At 62.2% G+C, this 18,944-nt stretch carries 21 protein-coding genes and 1 tRNA gene; 15 read left to right on the forward strand and 7 right to left on the reverse strand.

The genetic code is table 11. The annotated features are described in order from the left end of the window. Positions 1–36: 36 nt before the first annotated feature. On the reverse strand, positions 37–1,629 hold the full coding sequence (locus tag KQI12_RS03670) for a potassium/proton antiporter (RefSeq protein ID WP_216570667.1): 1,593 nt from the start codon (positions 1,627–1,629) through the stop codon (positions 37–39). Positions 1,630–1,818: 189 nt separating this feature from the next. Here KQI12_RS03670 and KQI12_RS03675 point away from each other — a divergent pair, with 189 nt between their 5' ends. The 5 genes from KQI12_RS03675 to KQI12_RS03695 all read left to right on the forward strand — a co-directional run bounded on the left by KQI12_RS03675 (position 1,819) and on the right by KQI12_RS03695 (position 4,162). Next, a complete protein-coding gene (locus KQI12_RS03675) occupies positions 1,819–2,121 on the forward strand; it encodes a metalloregulator ArsR/SmtB family transcription factor (RefSeq protein WP_216570668.1) in 303 nt (100 codons plus the stop codon). After that, positions 2,111–2,983, forward strand: a complete 873-nt coding sequence (locus tag KQI12_RS03680; RefSeq protein WP_253290787.1) for an NAD(P)/FAD-dependent oxidoreductase — start codon at positions 2,111–2,113, stop codon at positions 2,981–2,983. The genes KQI12_RS03675 and KQI12_RS03680 overlap by 11 nt, the downstream gene beginning before the upstream one ends. 60 nt (positions 2,984–3,043) lie before the next feature. Then, on the forward strand, positions 3,044–3,361 hold the full coding sequence (gene trxA, locus KQI12_RS03685; RefSeq protein WP_216570670.1) for a thioredoxin: 318 nt from the start codon (positions 3,044–3,046) through the stop codon (positions 3,359–3,361). Positions 3,362–3,506: 145 nt separating this feature from the next. Beyond that, a tRNA-Leu gene (locus KQI12_RS03690) sits at positions 3,507–3,590 on the forward strand. Between the two features lie 95 nt (positions 3,591–3,685). Further along, positions 3,686–4,162, forward strand: coding sequence for a helix-turn-helix domain-containing protein (locus KQI12_RS03695; RefSeq protein WP_216570671.1), 477 nt, complete (start codon positions 3,686–3,688; stop codon positions 4,160–4,162). An 86-nt stretch (positions 4,163–4,248) separates the two neighbouring features. Here the strand turns inward: KQI12_RS03695 and KQI12_RS03700 are convergent, their stop codons facing one another. Continuing rightward, a complete protein-coding gene (locus KQI12_RS03700) occupies positions 4,249–5,625 on the reverse strand; it encodes an MATE family efflux transporter (RefSeq protein WP_216570672.1) in 1,377 nt (458 codons plus the stop codon). Between the two features lie 10 nt (positions 5,626–5,635). Continuing rightward, positions 5,636–5,998 (reverse strand): MarR family winged helix-turn-helix transcriptional regulator, encoded by a 363-nt coding sequence (locus tag KQI12_RS03705; RefSeq protein ID WP_216570674.1) that lies wholly within the window; start codon positions 5,996–5,998, stop codon positions 5,636–5,638. 349 nt (positions 5,999–6,347) lie between these two features. Between KQI12_RS03705 and alr the strand changes: the two genes are divergently transcribed. The 3 genes from alr (at position 6,348) to KQI12_RS03720 (ending at position 8,674) form a co-directional block, all read left to right on the forward strand. Continuing rightward, complete coding sequence (gene alr, locus KQI12_RS03710; RefSeq protein WP_216570676.1) at positions 6,348–7,487, forward strand: alanine racemase; 1,140 nt, start codon at positions 6,348–6,350, stop codon at positions 7,485–7,487. A gap of 182 nt (positions 7,488–7,669) precedes the next feature. Further along, entirely contained in the window at positions 7,670–8,035 is a 366-nt protein-coding gene (locus tag KQI12_RS03715; protein ID WP_216570678.1) for a type II toxin-antitoxin system PemK/MazF family toxin, read from the forward strand. Between the two features lie 111 nt (positions 8,036–8,146). Next, positions 8,147–8,674, forward strand: coding sequence for a hypothetical protein (locus tag KQI12_RS03720; RefSeq protein WP_216570680.1), 528 nt, complete (start codon positions 8,147–8,149; stop codon positions 8,672–8,674). A gap of 84 nt (positions 8,675–8,758) precedes the next feature. Here the strand turns inward: KQI12_RS03720 and KQI12_RS03725 are convergent, their stop codons facing one another. Further along, complete coding sequence (locus KQI12_RS03725; protein ID WP_253290788.1) at positions 8,759–9,841, reverse strand: glycosyltransferase; 1,083 nt, start codon at positions 9,839–9,841, stop codon at positions 8,759–8,761. Next, positions 9,838–12,084 carry a polysaccharide pyruvyl transferase CsaB gene (csaB, locus tag KQI12_RS03730; RefSeq protein ID WP_216570682.1) on the reverse strand — a complete coding sequence of 749 codons (2,247 nt, stop codon included), beginning with the start codon at positions 12,082–12,084 and terminating at the stop codon, positions 9,838–9,840. Before csaB ends, KQI12_RS03725 begins: the two co-directional genes overlap by 4 nt. A 147-nt stretch (positions 12,085–12,231) precedes the next feature. Between csaB and KQI12_RS03735 the strand changes: the two genes are divergently transcribed. The 5 genes from KQI12_RS03735 to KQI12_RS03755 all read left to right on the forward strand — a co-directional run bounded on the left by KQI12_RS03735 (position 12,232) and on the right by KQI12_RS03755 (position 16,172). Then, positions 12,232–12,768 (forward strand): DUF4330 domain-containing protein, encoded by a 537-nt coding sequence (locus KQI12_RS03735; RefSeq protein ID WP_216570684.1) that lies wholly within the window; start codon positions 12,232–12,234, stop codon positions 12,766–12,768. Between the two features lie 96 nt (positions 12,769–12,864). Beyond that, positions 12,865–13,440, forward strand: a complete 576-nt coding sequence (locus KQI12_RS03740; protein ID WP_253290789.1) for a phosphatase PAP2 family protein — start codon at positions 12,865–12,867, stop codon at positions 13,438–13,440. A gap of 101 nt (positions 13,441–13,541) precedes the next feature. Beyond that, entirely contained in the window at positions 13,542–14,387 is an 846-nt protein-coding gene (locus KQI12_RS03745) for a transketolase (RefSeq protein ID WP_216570686.1), read from the forward strand. A gap of 2 nt (positions 14,388–14,389) precedes the next feature. Further along, complete coding sequence (locus KQI12_RS03750; protein WP_216570688.1) at positions 14,390–15,337, forward strand: transketolase family protein; 948 nt, start codon at positions 14,390–14,392, stop codon at positions 15,335–15,337. A gap of 4 nt (positions 15,338–15,341) precedes the next feature. Beyond that, positions 15,342–16,172 carry an HAD family hydrolase gene (locus KQI12_RS03755; protein WP_256445842.1) on the forward strand — a complete coding sequence of 277 codons (831 nt, stop codon included), beginning with the start codon at positions 15,342–15,344 and terminating at the stop codon, positions 16,170–16,172. A gap of 66 nt (positions 16,173–16,238) precedes the next feature. Here the strand turns inward: KQI12_RS03755 and KQI12_RS03760 are convergent, their stop codons facing one another. After that, positions 16,239–16,559, reverse strand: a complete 321-nt coding sequence (locus KQI12_RS03760) for a carboxymuconolactone decarboxylase family protein (RefSeq protein ID WP_216570692.1) — start codon at positions 16,557–16,559, stop codon at positions 16,239–16,241. A gap of 25 nt (positions 16,560–16,584) precedes the next feature. Further along, positions 16,585–17,016, reverse strand: coding sequence for a cupin domain-containing protein (locus KQI12_RS03765; protein ID WP_216571440.1), 432 nt, complete (start codon positions 17,014–17,016; stop codon positions 16,585–16,587). 243 nt (positions 17,017–17,259) lie between these two features. On the opposite strand from KQI12_RS03765, the gene KQI12_RS03770 reads away from it, so the two are divergent. Together KQI12_RS03770 and KQI12_RS03775 are read left to right on the forward strand one after the other, a co-directional pair. Further along, complete coding sequence (locus KQI12_RS03770) at positions 17,260–18,153, forward strand: LysR family transcriptional regulator (RefSeq protein ID WP_216570694.1); 894 nt, start codon at positions 17,260–17,262, stop codon at positions 18,151–18,153. Between the two features lie 75 nt (positions 18,154–18,228). Beyond that, positions 18,229–18,930 carry a response regulator transcription factor gene (locus KQI12_RS03775; RefSeq protein WP_216570696.1) on the forward strand — a complete coding sequence of 234 codons (702 nt, stop codon included), beginning with the start codon at positions 18,229–18,231 and terminating at the stop codon, positions 18,928–18,930. Positions 18,931–18,944: the final 14 nt, after the last annotated feature.

An 18,944-nucleotide genomic window follows, 5' to 3' on the forward strand; every position in this document is an offset into this window, starting at 1 on the left:
AACAGGGGGCTAAGACGGCTCTGTCTCGATATCATTTTATCCGTTCGTGAGCACCAATATGTCCCCCGCTTGGAGGCGCAGGTCGCCGGTGGGGATGAGGGCATCCTCGCCCCGCTGGATCAGCACCACCAGAGACCCCTCCCAGTCGATCTCTGCGATCGTCTGTCCAGCCCAGTCGTGGCTGGGGCCGACGGTCACCTCGGAGAGGGAGAGCGGCACGGTGTCCTGATAGGCGATCGCGCTGAGGACCAGTATGTCTCCGGGCTGGAGGACGGTATCGCCCCGGGGGAGGACCCGCTGGCCGGAGCGGAGGACCATGGCGGCCCGGCTATCTGGAGGGAGAGGAGCATCCCGGAGCGGGATGCCCCTCCAGGGATGGTCCTGACCGATCCGGAGCTGGATGAACTGGATCGGCGTATCATCGCTGTAATCGCTGAAGGTCTTGAGCACGTCGCCCTGATCGTCGATCATATCCAGCTTTTGGGCACACCAGGGGAGCAGAGTGCCCTGGAGCCCGATGGACAGGAGGACCACGCAGAAGGCGATATGGAACAGGTCGTTTTGGAACACGGCGGGATCGATCACAGCCATGATGGCGAACACGATGGAGGTGGCGCCCCGGAGCCCGGACCAGGACACCAGCAGACGCTGGCGCAGAGGCGCCCGGAAGGGCCTGAGGATCAGCCAGACCGCGATCGGGCGGGCCACCAGTGTCAGGAAAGCTGTCACCGCCAGTGCGGTGGGGAGGACGGACGGCAGACGGGAGGGCGAGGAGAGCAAGCCAAGCAGGAAAAAGAGCGCGATCTGCATCAAGCTGGTGAGGCCGTCCATGAAGTGGACCAGTTCCTTTTTGCCTGCCCGCTTTTCTCCACCCAGCACGATCCCCACCAGATAGGCGCTCAGATAGCCGTTGCCGCCGATGATGCTGGGAAGGGCATAGGAGAGGAGCGCGATCGCGATCATCAGGAGGGGACCATAGTTGGAGTCTCCCGCCGGGAGCCGCCGGAGGGCCAGAACGGATAGAGCGGCCAGTGCCGCACCGCAGAGCAGACCAAAGAGGAGCTGTCCCAGTACCACCCGGATGACCATGCCGCCGGTGACGCCGCCGGCCATGACGCTCAGGAACAGATAGGTCAAGGTATAGGCGAAGGGGTCGTTGCTCCCGCTCTCCAGCTCCAGCATGGAGGAAGTGTGGAAGCGCAGGCTCAGCCGCTTGGAGCGGAGGATCGAAAACACCGAGGCGGCATCCGTCGAGCTGAGGATCGAACCCAGCAGGAAGCTCTCCGCCAGAGGGAACCGGAGGACCAGATGACAAAAGGCGCCAGTGAGCCCCGCTGTCAGGAGCACGCCTGCGGAGGACAGCAGGAGGGAAGGCGCCGCGACCCGGCGGGCGGCCCTCCAATTGGTACCGAAGCCGCCGTAGAAGATGATGGCTAGGAGGGCGGCGGTGCTGATCTGTTCGGCGAAGCCATAGTCGTCGAAGGGGATCTTGAGGAGCCCGTCCGAGCCAAACAGCATGCCCAGGCCGAGAAAGGCCAGGAGGACAGGGATCCCAACATGGGAGGAAAGCTTGCTGAGCAGGACGCTCAACAGGAGTACGACAGCGATGAGCAGGAGGAGAAGATCCAAGGGGCACATCCTTTCTGGAACACGGGGAGGATACCATATCCATAAGAAGTATGGCGGGTCGGATATAGGATATCATACCATACGATCATGGGAGGCGGCAAGCGGTCCGACTGACTTTGAAAAAACAGCTTGACATATCTGAATATCAGAATATAATGATATTAGGAAATACGAATGGAGGAGAGAGCCATGGAGGGATGTCCCTTCGAGAAACGTGCTTCGCTCCTGAAGGCGCTGGCGCATCCGCTCCGTCTGCGGCTGGTCCGGGGGCTGCTGCGCTGCGGATGCCGGAATGTGGGATGTATGGTGGAGCAGACGGGCCAGTCCCAGTCCTGCATCTCCCAGCATCTGGCCAAGCTGAAGGCGGCCGGGATCGTCCGGGCGGTGCGGAACGGGAACGAGATCTACTATGAGGTGTCCGATCCCAGAGCGGCGGCCGTGGTGGCGGCTCTGCTGGACGACTGCAAGGAGGATTATCACATTGCCCTATGATATCATCGTCATCGGCGGAGGACCGGCGGGCCTCTCCGCCGCAGTCCAGGCCCGGGCCCGGGCCCGGTCGGTCCTGGTGGTCGGCGCCCGGCCGGAGGACATCCCGCTCTGGAAGGCCGAGCGGGTGGAGAACTATCTGGGCCTGCCGGGGCTCTCCGGGCGGGAACTGCTGGAGCGTTTCGACGCCCATGCCGCTGCTATGGGCATCGAACGAAAGTACGGCCGTGCTCTCAACGTCATGCCGGACGGAGACGGCTTCTTCGTGGGCGTGGAGAGCGAGGTAGAGACGGCCAGTGCGGTCGTCCTGGCCACCGGCATCGCTCACGGGGGCAAATATCCAGGCGAGGCCGAGCATCTGGGGCGGGGCGTGAGCTACTGCGCCACCTGCGATGGAGGACTCTACCGGGGCCGCCCGGTGGCGGTGGTTGGCCAGTCTGCCGATGCGCCCGCCGAGGCGGTCTATCTCCGAAATCTGGGGTGTCGACCCACCTATGTGGCCCGGGAACGTCCGGCGGATCTGCCGGCAGACATCCCCTTCGTCCAGGGGACTCGGTTGGAGATCCTGGGGGACGGTCCGGTCTCCGCCCTGAATGTGGATGGGACGGATATCCCCTGTACCTGCGTGTTCCTCCTGCGGCCCTCCATGGCTCCGGCGGAGTTGGTGTATGGCCTGGAGCTGGACGGCCCACACATCGTCGTGGACCGGGATATGGCGGCCAGCATCCCCGGAGTGTTCGCGGCGGGAGACTGTACCGGCGGGCCCTATCAGGTGTCCAAGGCAGTGGGAGAGGGCCTCATCGCGGGCCACCGGGCGGCGGCATATGTGGACCGGCTCCGCAAAGCGGTGCCGCGGGATGGATGAAGATCTCGCTGGCGTTCCAACGAAACGATCCGACGTATGACAGAAAGGAAGTAAAACGATATGGCACTGTATCATTTCAACGCGGAAGGTCTGGAGAAAGCGGTCAGCAGCGGCGATCTGGTCATGGTGGACCTGTGGGCGCCCTGGTGCGGCCCCTGCCGGATGCTGGGGCCCACCATCGAGAAGCTGGCGGACCAGTACGAGGGCAAGGCGGTCATAGGCAAGCTGAACACCGATGACGAACAGGAGCTGGCCATGAAGCTGGGCGTCATGAGCATCCCCTGCGTCATTTTCTTCAAGGACGGCAAGGAGATCGACCGGAAGGTGGGCCTCATGCCTGCCCAAGCCTATACGGACGTCCTGGACGCGAACCTGTAAGCGCAGATATGATCCCTCTCCCCGGTCTTGCACCGATACGAGCCGGGGAGAGGGATGAAAAATATTCCCAGAAATTTTTGAAATGCGGTTGACAAACAGAGGACGGCATTATATAATAAATAAGCGTTCTGAGCCAGCAAGATATGCGGATGTGCTGGAACTGGTAGACAGGCACGTTTGAGGTGCGTGTGTCCATGACGTACGGGTTCAAGTCCCGTCATCCGCACCAGAACGAAAGCCCCGGAGTTGTGTGAGACGACTTCGGGGCTTTACTCATACCATCATCGATCAGATCGATCCGTCAAACGAAGAGGGGGGAGCCCTATGTTTTCGCTGGAACGCATCGAGAGCTATCGGGAGAACGACCGGCTGGAGGCCAAGCTGGCTACCGGAGGTCTGCCGGAGAGCCTGTGGGAGAGTTATTCCGCCTTCGCGAACACTTACGGCGGCATCATCCTGCTGGGGGTAGAGGAGCTGCCCGACCATACGCTCCGGATCCAGGGGCTCCTGGATGCCCAGGAGATGCTGGAGGAATTCCTGTCCATGGTCCAGGACCCGGCTGTGGTCAGCGTGGACCTGATGTCCGAAGGGAGGGCGGCCATCGAGCCCACCCCGGATGGAGACATCATCGTGATCCAGGTCCCTTGGGCGGAGGCCGCCGTCCGCCCGGTGTACATCGGAAAGGACCCGTACCGGGGCACCTATCGGAGGAAGGGAGACGGAGATATCCGCTGTCGTCCGGATGAGGTGGACGCCATGCTGGAGGCGGCCCGGGAGGCCGGGGGCGCGGCGGACCTGTGACCGCTGACTGTATGAAGCAAGGAACGTCCCTGTACCGCATCTGTGGGTACAGGGACGTTCCTGTTTTCTGAGACGATGCTCCAACGTCAGCCTTCGACCAGAGGCTCCTCCAGCCGGCGGATGGCCCGGCGGAATTGGATGGAGAAGAGGACCGCCGTGATCGTCACCGCCAGCACGTCGGCGATGGGCTCTGCCAGATAGACGCCGGTCGTGGGGTCAGAGACCAGGTGGGGGACCAGGAAGATCAGGGGCAGGAGCAGGACGAACTTCCGGATGACAGCCACGATGATGGAGCAGACGGCATTGCCAGTGGACACGAAGGTCATCTGGCAGGCGATCTGGATCCCGAAGAGGCACATCCCGCCATAGTAGATCCGCAGAGCGGAGGCGGTGAACCGGATCAGTGCCGCGTCCGAGGTGAACATGGCGGCAAAGAGCTGGGGGAAGAGCATAACTGCCGCCCAGAAGGTGACGGAGTATATCATACAGGACGTGAGCAGAAGGCGGAAGGTCTTTTTGACCCGGTCCGGCTTCCGGGCGCCAAAGTTGTAGCTGCTGATGGGCTGAGCGCCCTGGGCGATGCCCTGCATGGGGAGCATGGCGAACTGGGTCACGCTGGTGAGGATCGTCATAGCGCCCACAGCCATATCTCCGCCGTATTTCAGCAGAGAGGAATTGAAGGCGACGGAGATCACGCTCTCGCTGGCCTGCATGATGAAGGTAGAAGCGCCCAGTGCCAGACAGGGGAGGAGGATCTGAGGATCCAGACCGAGGTTTTCCCGCTTGAGCTTCAGCGTGGTCCGCCTGCCCCGTAGGAAGGCGAGGACCCAAATACAGGAGACGGCCTGAGAGATGACGGTGGCGGTGGCCGCACCGCGGACGCCCATGTTCAGGCCAAAGATGAGGATCGGATCCAGCACGATGTTGCAGGCCGCGCCGATCAGCACGGTGAGCATACTGGTGTTCGCATAGCCCTGGGCAGTGATGAAAGTGTTCATGCCTAGGGTGAGCTGGACGAACAGGGTGCCGACGGCGTAGATGTCCATGTAGGCGGTGGCATATCCGATCGTGTTCTCGCTGGCACCGAAGGCCAGCAGGATGTCCCGGTCCCAGATGAGGAGGACCGCGGTGAGGACCAGTGACACCAGTACTTGGAGGGAGAAGCACCCGCCCAGGATCCGCTCCGCCGTCTCATCATCGCCCTTGCCCATGAAGATCGACGCCCGGGGCGAGCCGCCGGAGCTGACCAGAGCGGCGAAGGCAGATATCACCATGATGATCGGCATACAGACGCCTACGCCGGTGAGGGCCAGACTACCATCCTCAGGCATATGGCCGATATAGATCCGGTCCACGATGTTGTAGAGCATGTTCACGAGCTGAGCTGTGACGGTCGGGACGGCCAGTTTGAAGAGCAGACCGCCGATGGGGGCAGTCCCTAAGAATTCCTTGCTTCGGTCCATGTCGTTCCTCCTATCCGATGTCTGGGTCCGGGGCCTGGTAGACCTCGATATTGTGTTCGACTTTCTCCAACAGGGACGAAACACAGTCCAACTCCTCCTGTGTGGCGCCATGCAGGAGGATGGAGAGGAACCGTTCCTGTGCCGCCCGGCCATCCGCTACGATCGGGGCGGCGGCATCCAGTAGGGAGAGATGGATCGTCCGCCGGTCATCCGGACGCCTCTGTCCCCTCAGGAGGCCCCGCTCCTGGAGGGCGCGGACCGCCACAGAGACATAGGACTTGGCCAGATGCCGGACGGCCACGATCTGAGCGGCTGTGTCGAATCCCGGATTGTTGGCCAGGAACAGGATCACATGGACTTCGATCAGATTCAAGCTGTATTTTTCGCAGACGGATATAAGAAGGTCCTGATAGAGATCTTGGCTGGAGATCCAAAATTCTGGTCTCAGCATAACGTCATCTCCTCATTAAATCGTTCTAAAAAGAACGATATGGAGTATACACGGAATGGAGACGGCTGTCAATCGTCCTCGCTTTTTGTGGCCTGCCGCCCTTGTAGCAGGGGGGAGTTTGTGCTATGATAAAGAAACTGCCGGGTGCGTGGATCGAAATACATGACCTGTGCCTGGCATCGGTTCAGAGGAAAGCGCCGTGAGACGGACGCTTGTCATACTGCCGCGGAGGGAGCATCCCTGTCGGCTGGCAGAGAAGGAGGACGCGGAGATGGAGAGCAGAGAGCGCCGTACCTGGGCAGAGATCGACCTGGGTGCACTGGAGCATAATTATCGAACGATCCGTGCGGCACTGCCGGAGGGCTGCCGCTTTCTGGGCGTGGTGAAAGCCAACGCCTATGGGCACGGAGCGATCCCGGTGGCCCGCCGTCTGGAGAAACTGGGGGCGGACTATCTAGCCGTGGCCTGTCTGGACGAGGCGGCAGAACTCCGGGTGGCGGGCATCACGCTGCCGATCCTGATCTTAGGGCACACTCCCGCGGAGTTCGCCGGAGATCTGGTCCGGATGCGTCTGACTCAGGCGGTGTGGGACGTGGATACCGCCAGGGCCATCTCGGACGCCGCTCAGGCGGAGGGGCGCACGGCCAAGATCCACCTCCAGATCGACACCGGGATGTCCCGCCTGGGCCTGCTCTGCGACGAGGCTCACCGGGCGGAGAGCGTGGAGACCATCGCCGCTATCTGCGCGCTCCCCGGCTTGGAGCACGAGGGCATCTTCACCCACTTCTCTGATGCCGACGGCAGTGAGGAGTACAGTATGCTCCAGCTGACCCGGTTCCTGGATCTGATCCGGGATCTGGAGGAGAAGGGACTCCGGTTCTCGCTCCGGCACTGCGCCGCCAGCGCAGCCACCCTTCGATTCCCCTGCGCCCATATGGACATGGTGCGTCCCGGCCTAGAGCTGTACGGCCACTACCCCGCTCCGGAGCTGGAGGGGCTGGATGGTCCTGGTCTGGAGCCGGTGATGACCCTCAAGACCCGTGTGGCCGCCGTCCGGGATCTCCCCGCCGGGGCCTATGTGAGCTACGGCCGTACAGCTCAGCTCAAGGAGGATACGAAGCTGGCGGTCTTGGGCATCGGCTATGCGGATGGCCTGGCCAGAGCCCTGTCCAACCGTGGCACGATCCTCATCGGAGGGAAGGAGCGGCCCATCACCGGCCGGGTGTGTATGGACCTGTGCATGGTCCGGGTGGACGGAGATGTCCATCCCGGCGATGTGGCGGAGGTGTTCGGAAGGGAACTGCCCATCGAGAAGATGGCGGATGAGCTGGGGACCATCTCCTATGAGATCATGTGCAACATCGCCCGCCGGGTGCCCAGGATCTATCTGGAAGGGGCACGGACGGACTGACCAGCACATAAAATGGACCGGGGAGCGCATGGGCCGCGCTGTGCGGCGGAACGCGATCCCGGCAGATCTTTCGTGCTGTGGGTATAGATCGCGCCGCACCGTGGGAAAATCATAGCAGTCGGACACGGCCCCTGAGAGGGCGGTGTCTCCGGCTACTATCTGACCGCGGAGTGTGAGCTTTTGTGGATAACAACGTAAAGCGCGGAGACATTTTTTATGCCGACCTGAGCCCGGTGGTGGGGAGCGAGCAGGGCGGCGTCCGTCCGGTGCTGATCGTCCAGAACGACACCGGGAACAAACACAGTCCCACCGTGATCGCGGCGGCCATCACGTCCCAGACCGGGAAGGCCCGTCTGCCCACACACATCGAGTTCGCGGCGGGGACGTATGGGCTCCCGAAGGACTCGGTGGTCCTGCTGGAGCAGATCCGGACCCTGGACAAGAGGCGTCTGCGGGAGCATATGGGCAGACTGGACAACACGTTGATGCGGAAGGTGGACTCAGCCATCGCAGTGAGCTTTGGGCTCCATCCGCAGCAGATGGTCTGACCGCCTGAGGCGGCGGACCGGTACGCGGGCCGGCGGAAGGCTACATAGGATAGCGTTCCGCCGGGGCCCGCAGACCGATATCATGGCACAGGCATACATAGGAGGATCCTCATGAAGCAGAAGAAGTGGATGTCCTGCCGCCTGCTGGCGGGCGGCCTCGTGACGCTCTCGCTCACCGCCGCGGCGCTGGCGGCCAGTCAGGGGAGCCAAAGCGATCCGCTGGTGACACTGAGCTATCTGAACGACAAGGCGATCCCGGCGATCCTGTCGCAGGTGGATACGAAGATCGCCCAGCGGGAGACCGACCTGAAAAGCCAACTCCAGCAGGTGGCGGACGGCTATGCGCAGAGCGTGAAAGGGAATGGCGGGAGCACCTCTGCGGTCTATCAGGTGGTCAGCCTCAGCAAGGGCCAGACCCTGACGGCTGGGAGCTCCTGCGAGATCCTCCTGCGGACCGGTACTGGGACCTGTTCTTCCAGTACGTCCCCGGGACTGGTGGACATGACCGGCGGATCTACGCTGGCACCCGGCGGGACGCTGACCTCCAACCACCTCTATCTGGCCACTCAGCCAGATCGAGGCGTCAGGGCCGTCACTGCTGTGACACTGATGGTCCGCGGCAGTTACAGCATCCAGTGAGCAGAAAAAGAAACACGGCGCACCGCGGGGGCTTTCCCAGCGGTGCGCCGTGTTCGACTTTAAAAGATACTGAACGTGTAGGACTCAAAACATCCCGATGCCCCCCAGGATCTGTTCGATCTTCCGGGCACGGTTGGACCAGGAGGCGGCCTCGCCGTAGGCGCGGCGGCGGTCTCTGGCCCATGTCCCGGCCTCGGCCAGGGCACTTCCACAGAGCTGAGAGAACTCATGGGCGGAGTGGGCGCTGTAGATCACATCCGGGAACTGCTCTACCTGTCCGGGGAGGAGCATGGACACCACTGGCTTCCCGGCGGAGAAATACTCGAAGATCCTGGGCGGAAGGACATCGGTGTCCAGAGAGTCCCGCCGGAGAAGGCTGACCCCCACATCGAAGCGGGCCAGATAGGCCGGGAGCTCCATCAGCGGCCTCCAGCCCAGGAGACGTACGTTGGGCAAGGCGTGCAGGGCCCGAAGGGCGGGGGTTTCCTCCACCCGTCCGATCAGGACGAAGTGGACCCGGGGATAGTCCCGGGCGGCCCGGAGGAGGGGAGCGAGGTCCAGATCGTGCCAGATCGTGCCCTCATAGCCCACGATGGGGCCCTGGATGTCTTGAAGCTCCGGAGGGATGGACAGGTCCTCCCGGGAAAAGATAGACCAGTTGGCTCCGTTGGGGAGGAGGACCACGTTGTCATTGCATGGAGACAGATGGTCGACCAGCTCCGGCGAGGCGGCAAAGACCACGTCAGCCTCCAAACAGAGGTCGCTCTCCCAGTCGTCGGGGAGAGAGGACCAGTCACGGCCACAGTCGTAGATGAGTCCCCGGAAGGGAAGCGTATCCAGCAGATGGACCGCTGATGGGGTCGCGCACCAGAGGACAGGGTCCCGAAAGCCATGTCGGCCCATGATCCGCTCGATATACCGGGACAGCTTCCGCTGGCCCATGTGGAAGAGGAGGCGGTTGTTCTCCTCCGGGTCCAGGATCGGAGGAAGGGAATAGACCAGAAGGTCGGACCGCATCCGGCGTCCCTCGTCTTTCCAGTGGCGCTTCCGGCGGAGGGGAGGTTCCAGATAGAGGATCCGGACATCCTTCATCCTGGTCATGAGCTGCTGGGTCCGGGCGGGGACCCGGCTCCAGGGGCGGTCGGCCAGACAGACGAGCTGCTTCAATCCGCTGCCACCTCCGGGAGCCCCAGCAGACGGGCGGCCGTGGCAGAATTGTGGTGTTCCACCTGACGGAGCCGTTCCACACCCTCTGTGAGGAAGGCGTGGTCATCGATCCGGGCGTAGGCAGCGTCGATGTCGGCAGTGAGCTGATCCAGCGTCAGAGAGGAGAGGTCGATGAACAGATCCTGACCGATATAGGAGAGGAAAGAACTGATCTTCTGGTCATAGACCACGCCGACCAGAGGAACACCCTGACTGGCAGCGAACACCAGCGCGTGGAGGCGCATGGAGACCACGACCTTCATCCGGGCGAAAAGGCCGATGGTATTGGCGGAGGATCCGGTGTCCTCGATGATATGATAGGGCGCGGTCATCCGGGAGGTGGCCTGGCGGATGGCGTTCAGATCCAGCCGGCTCTCGATGGGGAGGAACACCGGGGTCAGACCATACTGCTTCCAGGCATAGTCGGCGGCGGCAGCAAAGATCTCCGCTTTTTCCCTGAAGCCGGGCCAGGGGCGCAGAGTAAAGCCGATGTAGCGGCCATTGGGCTCCAGACCTTCCCGCTCCAGAATGCCGTCCACCACTTGGGCGGGGGCCGCCGGAAGGATCACCGTGGGATCGGCAGAGAGGATGATCTCCGGCTGGTCCACGCCCATGGAGGCCAGCTCTTCCCGAGAGTGGGTATCCCGGAGCGTGATGGCGTCCACCCGCTTCTGGAGGACCTTGGCGGCCCGCCGCCGATTGGACTCCGAGCGGATGGGCCCGATGCCGCAGCCGTACATGAGGACCTTGTTGCCCAAGAGCTTGCCGGCTGAGATGGTGGAGAGATAGAACCACAGGGAGCGGTGGCTCGTCACGTCCTGCATGAGAGAGCCGCCGCCGTTGATATAGAGGCGTGTCTTGGTCATCCGCCACAGATAGCGGAAGAAGTTGAAGGTATAGATGGAGTTCACCCGGTAGGTGAGGCGTGTGCTCTCCGGATCCCGGGACAGGACCCAGACCGGGAGGTCCGGGTCCAGGGCCCGCAGTTCGGTGACGATGGCCTCCAGGATAGCGTCGTCTCCGGCATTGCCACGGCCATAGGCTCCGCAGACTAAAACGCCGTCTCTCCGATGGTGGGTCTTTTTCCGCTCTTGCCGCCGGAGGATCGTCTCATAGATCTGAAGCTGGCGGTGGAGGGTGGATCCCAGAGAGAAATCCCGGTCCGCCCGCTCATAGAGCCGGTCCCCCAGATGACGGCGGAGGGTGGCGTCCTTGGCCAGAGCGGTGAGCTGGCGTGCCAGCCCGTCTGCGTCCCGGGCCTCGAACAGGAGACCGGTCACGCCGTCTTCGATGAGATAGGGCACGCCGCCCACCCGGCTGGCCACAGTGGGGAGCTTGGCCCTGGCGCCCTCGGTCAGGGCATAGGGGAAGGTCTCAGAGAGAGAGGTGAGGGTGTTGATATCCAGAGCGTTGTAGAAGCTGTCGATATCGGAGATCCAGCCGGCGAAGCAGACCACCCGTTCTATGTCCAACTCCTTGACGAGCGTCTTCAGGGCATCCCGCTCCTCGCCGTCGCCGGCGATGAGGAGGCGGAGCTTGGGACGTTCCGCGTGAGCTTTGGCAAAGCCGCGGATCAGGGTGCCCACATCCTTCACTGGGTCCAGCCGGGCGGCGATGCCGACGACCACACAGTCATCATCCGCCTCCAGGCCGACCGAGCGGAGGTAGGCCGACCGGTCCAGAGCGGGATGGCGGGGGGAGAAATCCAGACCGTTGTAGATGGTGAAGAGCCTGTCCGGGTCGAAGCCCCGGGAGATGAGCAGATCCGTCATGGCGTCCGAGACACCGATCCGATAGTCCAGGAAGCGCAGAGCCACCGTGTTGGTGGTCCCATAGATGAGCCGGGCCGCAGGGCGGCCCAGATAATCCAGCCGATAGTCCGAGTGGACGGTGGATACGACCGGCAGGCCGGTGGACCGGCGCAGGAGGGCACCCATCATATTGCCGCGGGCACCGTGGCAGTGGATGATCTGATAGCCGCCGTCTTTGATGAACTTCTTCAGTTTTCGATAGGTGGCGAAGACGTTCCGGCCGGAGAAGATGACCGTGTGGATGCCCAGTTCCCGGGCTTCCTGCGCAAAGGGGCCGTCCATGAAACAGACCATCGTGACATCGATGGTCTGGGACAGGTTCTGAAGGAGAGAATGCACATGGGTCTTGGCGCCGCCGCTGTCGCCGCCGCTGATCAGGTGGATGACTTTCATTGGTGAGACCCTCCAGATGAAAAAAGACTTGTTCCAGAGATCGAAGTATGCTACAATGTCTCCAGTCGTGGGATGGACGGTCATAGCGGTCCTATTGTACACCACGTCTGATACTTATGTCAATTTACGACCCGGAGGCTGCAAAAGATGCTGGATGAAAAGGGCAGACTGTTTGGAAAGATCAATATCGTAGACCTGCTGGTCTTGGTCTTAGTAGTGGCGATCGCCGCGGTGGCGGCGATCCGGCTCATGGGCAAGGGTGGGACGCTCCCCGGAGAATCCGGCGGGAAAGCGAAGCTCACCTACACGGTCCAGGTGAACAGCGTCTATCCCGAGATCTATGATTCGATCAAAGAGTATATCGACCAGGTGGATGAGAACGGGCAGAAGGGCGACGAACTCATGGCTTCCGGCAACCTGCTCCGGGGCTATGTGACCGACGTGACCTCCCAGCCCCATGACAATGCCGCCATCATCACCTCCAGTACCGGTGCGTTGACCATCCCTCTGGCAGATGACCTGCTGGACCTGACCTTCACTGTGGAGGTCACGGTGCCCGACCGAGTCACCAACGAGGTGGGCACGCAGGAGGTCCGCATCGGCAAGACCCATACACTCAAGACCGCGCACTTCGAATTCGCCAACGGCGTCATCACGGACTGCCAGTGGGAAGGCGCGGAGTGATCGTATCCGACTGGACTGACAGGGCAGGGAGTTTTCCCCGCCCTGTCGTTTTTCTATCTGCGGCCGTTCGACAGCGGCTTGGGAGGGTGGCTTTGTATGATGATCGATCGTCTCATGCGTCTGGACGGCGCAGTCCTGCTCTGGATCCAGGAACAGGCCCGGGGACCGGTGCTGACGGCATTCTTCTCTTTCTATACACGACTGGGCAACGCGGGGCTCCTGTGGATCGTGCTGTCCCTGCTCCTGCTCTGCTCGCCTAAGACCCGGAAGGCAGGCGGATGCGCGCTCCTGGCCATGCTGTTCGGGCTCCTGTGTACCAACGTGGTCCTCAAGCATCTGGTCCAGCGGATTCGGCCCTGGCATCTGGTGGAGGGTCTGGTCCATCTGGTAGAAGAGAAAGACCCGAATTCCTTCCCCTCCGGGCATACGACCGCCGCCTTCGCCGCCGGGACAGTTTGGCTGAGGACCCTGCCTTGGCGGGGCGGACGGATCGCGGCCATAGCCATGGCGGTGCTGATGGCCTTCTCCCGGCTCTATGTGGGGGTCCACTATCCGACGGATGTGCTCATCGGCGTCCTGATCGGGACGGGGTGCGCTCTGGCGGCCCTCCGCCTGTGGGACTGGGCCGAGCGGGAGCATGGAGGGCGGCTTAGACGGAAAAAGCGGCCTTGAACGGCCGGAAATCATCGCTTTTCCATCTTGCGTCCCGGACGAAGGTGGTCTATACTGGAAGCAATGGTTCAAAAAACGATAGTAAAGGATCGGTGAATCGAATGGAACAGGCAAAGGTACATGAGCTGGCAGTCACTGCCGCGAAGGCACGCCTGCTGGGCATGGAGATGGTCCATACGGCGGCCTCTGGCCACATCGGCGGCGCGCTGTCCGTGATGGACATCCTGACGGTGTTGTATTTTCACGAGATGCGTGTGCGGCCTCAGGATCCCAAGTGCCCCGGTCGGGACCGCTTCGTGCTGTCCAAGGGCCACTGTACGCCCGCGCTCTATCCCATGCTGGCGCTGAAGGGCTATTTCCCCGTGGAGGAGCTGAAGCTCTTCCGCTCCATCGACGGCCATATGTCGGGCCATCCTGATATGGTGAACGTCCCTGGCGTGGATATGTCCACCGGCTCTCTGGGCCAGGGCCTCTCCGCCGCGGTCGGCATGGCGCTGGCCGGCAAGGTGGATCAGAAGGACTACCGGGTCTACTCCGTCCTGGGTGACGGTGAGCTGGCTGAGGGCCAGATCTGGGAGGCCGCCATGGCCGCGGCCAAGTACCACCTCTCCAACTTGTGCGCCATCGTGGACGTGAACGGGCTCCAGATCGACGGCAAGACCGAGGACGTCATGCCCACCGAGCCTCTGGACAAGAAGTTCGAGGCGTTCAACTGGAACGTGCTCCAGGTGGACGGCCATGACTACGCCGCCATCGCCGAGGCGCTGGATCAGGCCAAGACTTGCTCCGACAAGCCCACCGTGATTCTGGCCCACACCATCAAGGGCAAGGGCGTCTCCTTCATGGAGAACGACGCGGGCTGGCACGGCAAGGCGCCCAATGATGAGCAGTATGCGCAGGCCAAGGCCGAACTGGAGGCCAAGCTGAACGAACTGGAGGGGAACTGACCATGTCTGATAAGATCGCGACTCGCGGGGCCTTTGGCAAGGCCATCGTTGCGCTGGCGGAGCAGTATCCGGAGCTGGTGGTGCTGGACGCCGACCTGTCCGGAGCCACTATGACCAAGGATTTCGCCAAGACCTATCCGGAGCGCTTTTTCGATATGGGCATCGCTGAGGCCGATATGGTGGGCGTGGCCGCCGGTCTGGCCACCTGTGGCAAGAAGCCCTTCGCCGCCACTTTCGCTATGTTCGCCGCCGGCCGTGCTTTCGAGCAGGTCCGCAACTCCGTGGCCTATCCTCATCTGAACGTGAAGATCGTGGGTTCTCACGGCGGTTTGAGCGTGGGCGAGGACGGCGCTACTCACCAGTGCTGTGAGGACTTCGCCACGATGCGCTCGATCCCTGGTATGCTGGTCTGTTGCCCCTGTGACGGCTATGAGATGACTCAGGCCGTGAAGGCACTGCTGGACTATGAGGGTCCCGCCTATCTGCGCCTGGGCCGTCTGGCTGTGGAGACCGTCACGGACAGCATCCCCGGCTATTCCTTCGAGCTCGGGAAGGGCGTCACCCTGCGGGACGGCAAGGACGTGACCATCGTGGCCACCGGCATGATGGTCCAGATGGCCCTGAAGGCCGCGGATATCCTGGTCGCCGACGGCATCGATGCCCGCGTCCTCGATATGCACACCATCAAGCCTCTGGATGAGGAACTCCTGCTCAAGGCCGCACATGAGACCGGCGCTGTCGTCACCACGGAGGAGCACAACATCCTCGGCGGTCTGGGCGAGGCGGTCGCCGGTTACCTGTCCGGCGTCTGCCCGGTCCCTGTGGTCCGTCATGGCGTGAACGACGTGTTCGGCCGCTCCGGAAAGGCGCCTCTGGTGCTGGAGCACTATGGCCTGACTCCAGAGGGCATCGCCACCCAGGCCCGCGCTGCCGTCGCGCTGAAGAAGTGATCCGATGATCCGCCTCATCGCCACTGATATGGATGGCACGCTCTTGGCCCAAGACCATGTGACGGTCCCGCCCCGGAATTTGGCGGCTCTCCAGGTTGCCTCCGGGAAGGGAGTCGCTGTGGCTGTGGCCAGCGGCCGCCCCTGGTGTTATGTCCGCGACCTGGTGGAGCAGATGGGCTGTGTGGACTATGCGGTCCTGTGCAACGGAGCCTCGGTGCTGGACATCAGGGGGCGGGAATGGCTCGCCGCCGGAGGCTTGGAAGAGCCCCTCTGGAGGAAGGTCATCGGGCTCCTGCGGGCCCGGAAGATCTTGTTCTTGGCATACTGCGGGGGAGAGGCCTATTTGGAGCGCCCTATGGATGAGGTGGTCCAGACCCATCCCTTCTTGACGCCGGAATTCCAGCGGCTGGTGGAGGAGACCACTCAAGTAGTGGACGACTTGGATGCCGCCTTAGCAGGCCATCGGGTAGAGAAGATCGACTGCTTCCTCATCCCGCCGGATACACTGGAGGAACTCCGCCGTACCTTCGGGGAGATGGGAGGCCTCTATCTCGCCTCCGGGCTCCGGGATAATTTGGAGATCAGCTCCGCCAGCTCCGATAAGGGCCGCGCACTGGCCGCCCTTTGCGCTCAGCGAAGGATCTCCCGGGAAGAGGTCATGGCCTTCGGAGACGGTGGGAACGATGTAGAGATGCTCCGTTGGGCCAAGTGGTCCTTTGCTATGGAGAATGGCATGGAGGAGGCAAAGACTGCGGCGCAGTACATCGCGCCGCCCGCCTGTGAGGCCGGACTCGGCCAGATGATCGAACGATATGCGCTCCAAGATCTGGAGTGATGATGATGCCCCCCAGACGCAGATCTGCGTCTGGGGGGCCGTTCTCATATGCACATGGAGAAAGGATCAGCCGCCGTAGACCTCTTTGGCCATGCGGAAGGCGGCCCAGGCTTTGGGCCAGCCCGCATAGAAAGCCAGCTGTGTCAGGGCCTCCGACATCTCCTCCTTCGTGACACCGTGCTCTTTGGCCTTCGAGATGTGGTACTGGAGAGAGTTGTCCAGCACACCGCTGGCCATCAGAGCCGTCACCGTGATCAGACTTCGGTCTCGGGGAGAGAGCTTGTCCTCCCGGGACCAGATCTGGCCGCAGAGCACATCGTCGTTGAGCTCTGCGAATTTCGGGGCGAACTCGCCCAGAGCGTCATGGCCCACAGTCACTTTTTCCATCGTCACGATACCTCCCGCAAAATGATCAAAGCTTATCGTAGTCTGCGTCAGAGACAGGCTCGCACCACTCGTTTCGGCACTCCTCGCCGGGGACCTCCAGGGCGATATGGCTGAACCAGGAGTCCTTCTTGGCTCCGTGCCAGTGCTTCACCTCCGGCAGGATCACGATCACCGTGCCGGGGACCAGGCTGACGGCCTCCCTGCCCTCCTCCTGATACCAGCCTTCACCGGCGGTGCAGATCAGGATCTGACCGCCTCCCTTGACGGCATGGTGGATATGCCAGTTGTTCCGACAGCCGGGCTCGAAGGTGACGTTGGCCAGGAACACACCGTCCTGAGGTTTGGTGAGGGGGTTCAGGAAGGAATCTCCGATGAAATACGGAGCGAAAGCCGTGTTGGGCGCGCCGGTGCCGAACACGTTCTGCTGATCGAATGCTGCTTTGTCCATCGTTTTCATGATGACGGCTCCTTTCACTGTCCGAGCCAGGTCCGCAGGACCGGCTCCGCTTCCAAAATAGTTCTCATCTGCACGGGAGAAATAGGCGATCAACACGTTCGACATGGATATCATTCCTCCTTGTCGCCTCTGCGGCGGCCTTATCGCATCCATATGATACTCTCGGAACGGTTGACGGGGGAAGGGCCGATATGGTAACATCGTATCTACCAAAAGGCAATACGAATGAAGGGGGAAGGACCGATGTTCGATACACGCCTGACGGCGTTCACCTGTGTAGCCGACTGCGGAAGCTTCAACAAGGCGGCAGAGAAGCTCTTCCTGTCGCCCTCGGCGGTGATGAAGCAGATCAATGCGCTGGAGAAGCATCTGGGGTTGAAACTGCTGGAGCGGAGCAATCAGGGGATCCGGCTGACGCCAGCCGGACAGACGATCTACCGTCACGCGAAATTTCTCTTCGAATACTCGGACAGGGCCATCGCGGAGGCGCGCCGGGAAGCCCAGACGGCGGAGACCACTTTCCGTATCGGGAGCTCGCTCTTGAATCCATGCAAGTCCTTCATGGACCTCTGGTATCAGGTGGACCGGGAGCTTCCGGGCTATAAACTCCACATCGTGCCCTTCGAGGACGACCACCGGGACATCCTGGAGGAGATCGGTGCGCTGGGGGAGAAGTACGACTTCATGATCGGCGTCTGTGACTCCACGCTCTGGATGGAGCGGTGCCGCTTCGTTCAACTGGGGACCTATCAGCACTGTGTGGCGGTGCCCCGGGAACACCGGCTGGCCCACTGGGAGAAGATCCGGCTCCAGGACCTGCGGGGCGAGACGCTGATGATGGTCAAGCGGGGGGATTCCGAGACGGTGGATGGGATCCGGGCGGAGGTCCTGGCCTGTCCCGGGATCCAGATCGAAGATACCGCCCAGTTCTACGACATGGAGGTGTTCAACCGCTGCGCCCAGACCGGGAACGTGATGGTGACGATCGAATGCTGGAAAGACGTCCATCCCGGTCTGGTGACGATCCCGATGGAGTGGGACCATCCGATCCCCTACGGCATCCTGTATCCGAAGGAGCCGTCGGAGGAGATCCGGGCCTTTCTGGCCGCCGCGGAGCGATATCTGGGCAGGCCTTAAGGATCTTATAAGAAATATCACCGGCGGTCCGTAAGGATGTTCCGGTATCCTATGCCATGGAAGGAGGACGACGGGATGAACGAATGCGTACTGGTGGTGGATGATGACCGTGAGATCGTCAATGCCATCTCGATCCTGCTGGAGAAGGAGGGCTATCGGACCCTTCGAGCCTTCAACGGGCTGGACGCGCTGGAGCTGGCGGCGGAACAGTCGGTCCAGCTGATCCTGCTGGACGTGATGATGCCCAAGCTGGACGGCCTGTCCGCACTGATGAAGATCCGGGAGCGCCGGAACCTGCCGGTGATCGTGCTGTCTGCCAAGAGCGAGGCCAGTGACAAGATCCTGGGCCTGTCCATGGGCGCGGACGACTACATCGCCAAGCCCTACGACCCACAGGAGCTCCTGGCCCGGGTGAAGAGCCAGCTCCGACGCTACACCCAACTGGGCGGTGCGGGGGCGGCGGGCCAGACCGGTACCATCGTGAACGGGCGTCTGACCTACCGGCCCGAGGAGATGCAGCTTTTGGCGGACGGAGAGCCGGTGCGGCTCACGGCCACGGAGCTGAAGATCGTGGATCTCTTCATGCGGAACCTGGGCCGGGTGTTCCCGGCAGAGGAGATCTACCGCCGGGTGTGGAACGAGGATACGGTCTATGCGCCGGAAAATACGGTCATGGTCCATATCCGCCACATCCGGGAGAAGATCGAGCTGGAGCCGAAGGAGCCGGAATATGTGAAGGTGGTGTGGGGCATTGGATACAAGATGGAGAAAAAATAGGGGACCGATCCTGG

It is taken from the genome of Pseudoflavonifractor sp. MSJ-37 (assembly GCF_018917965.1).
Taxonomy (GTDB): Bacteria; Bacillota; Clostridia; order Oscillospirales; family Oscillospiraceae; genus Pseudoflavonifractor_A.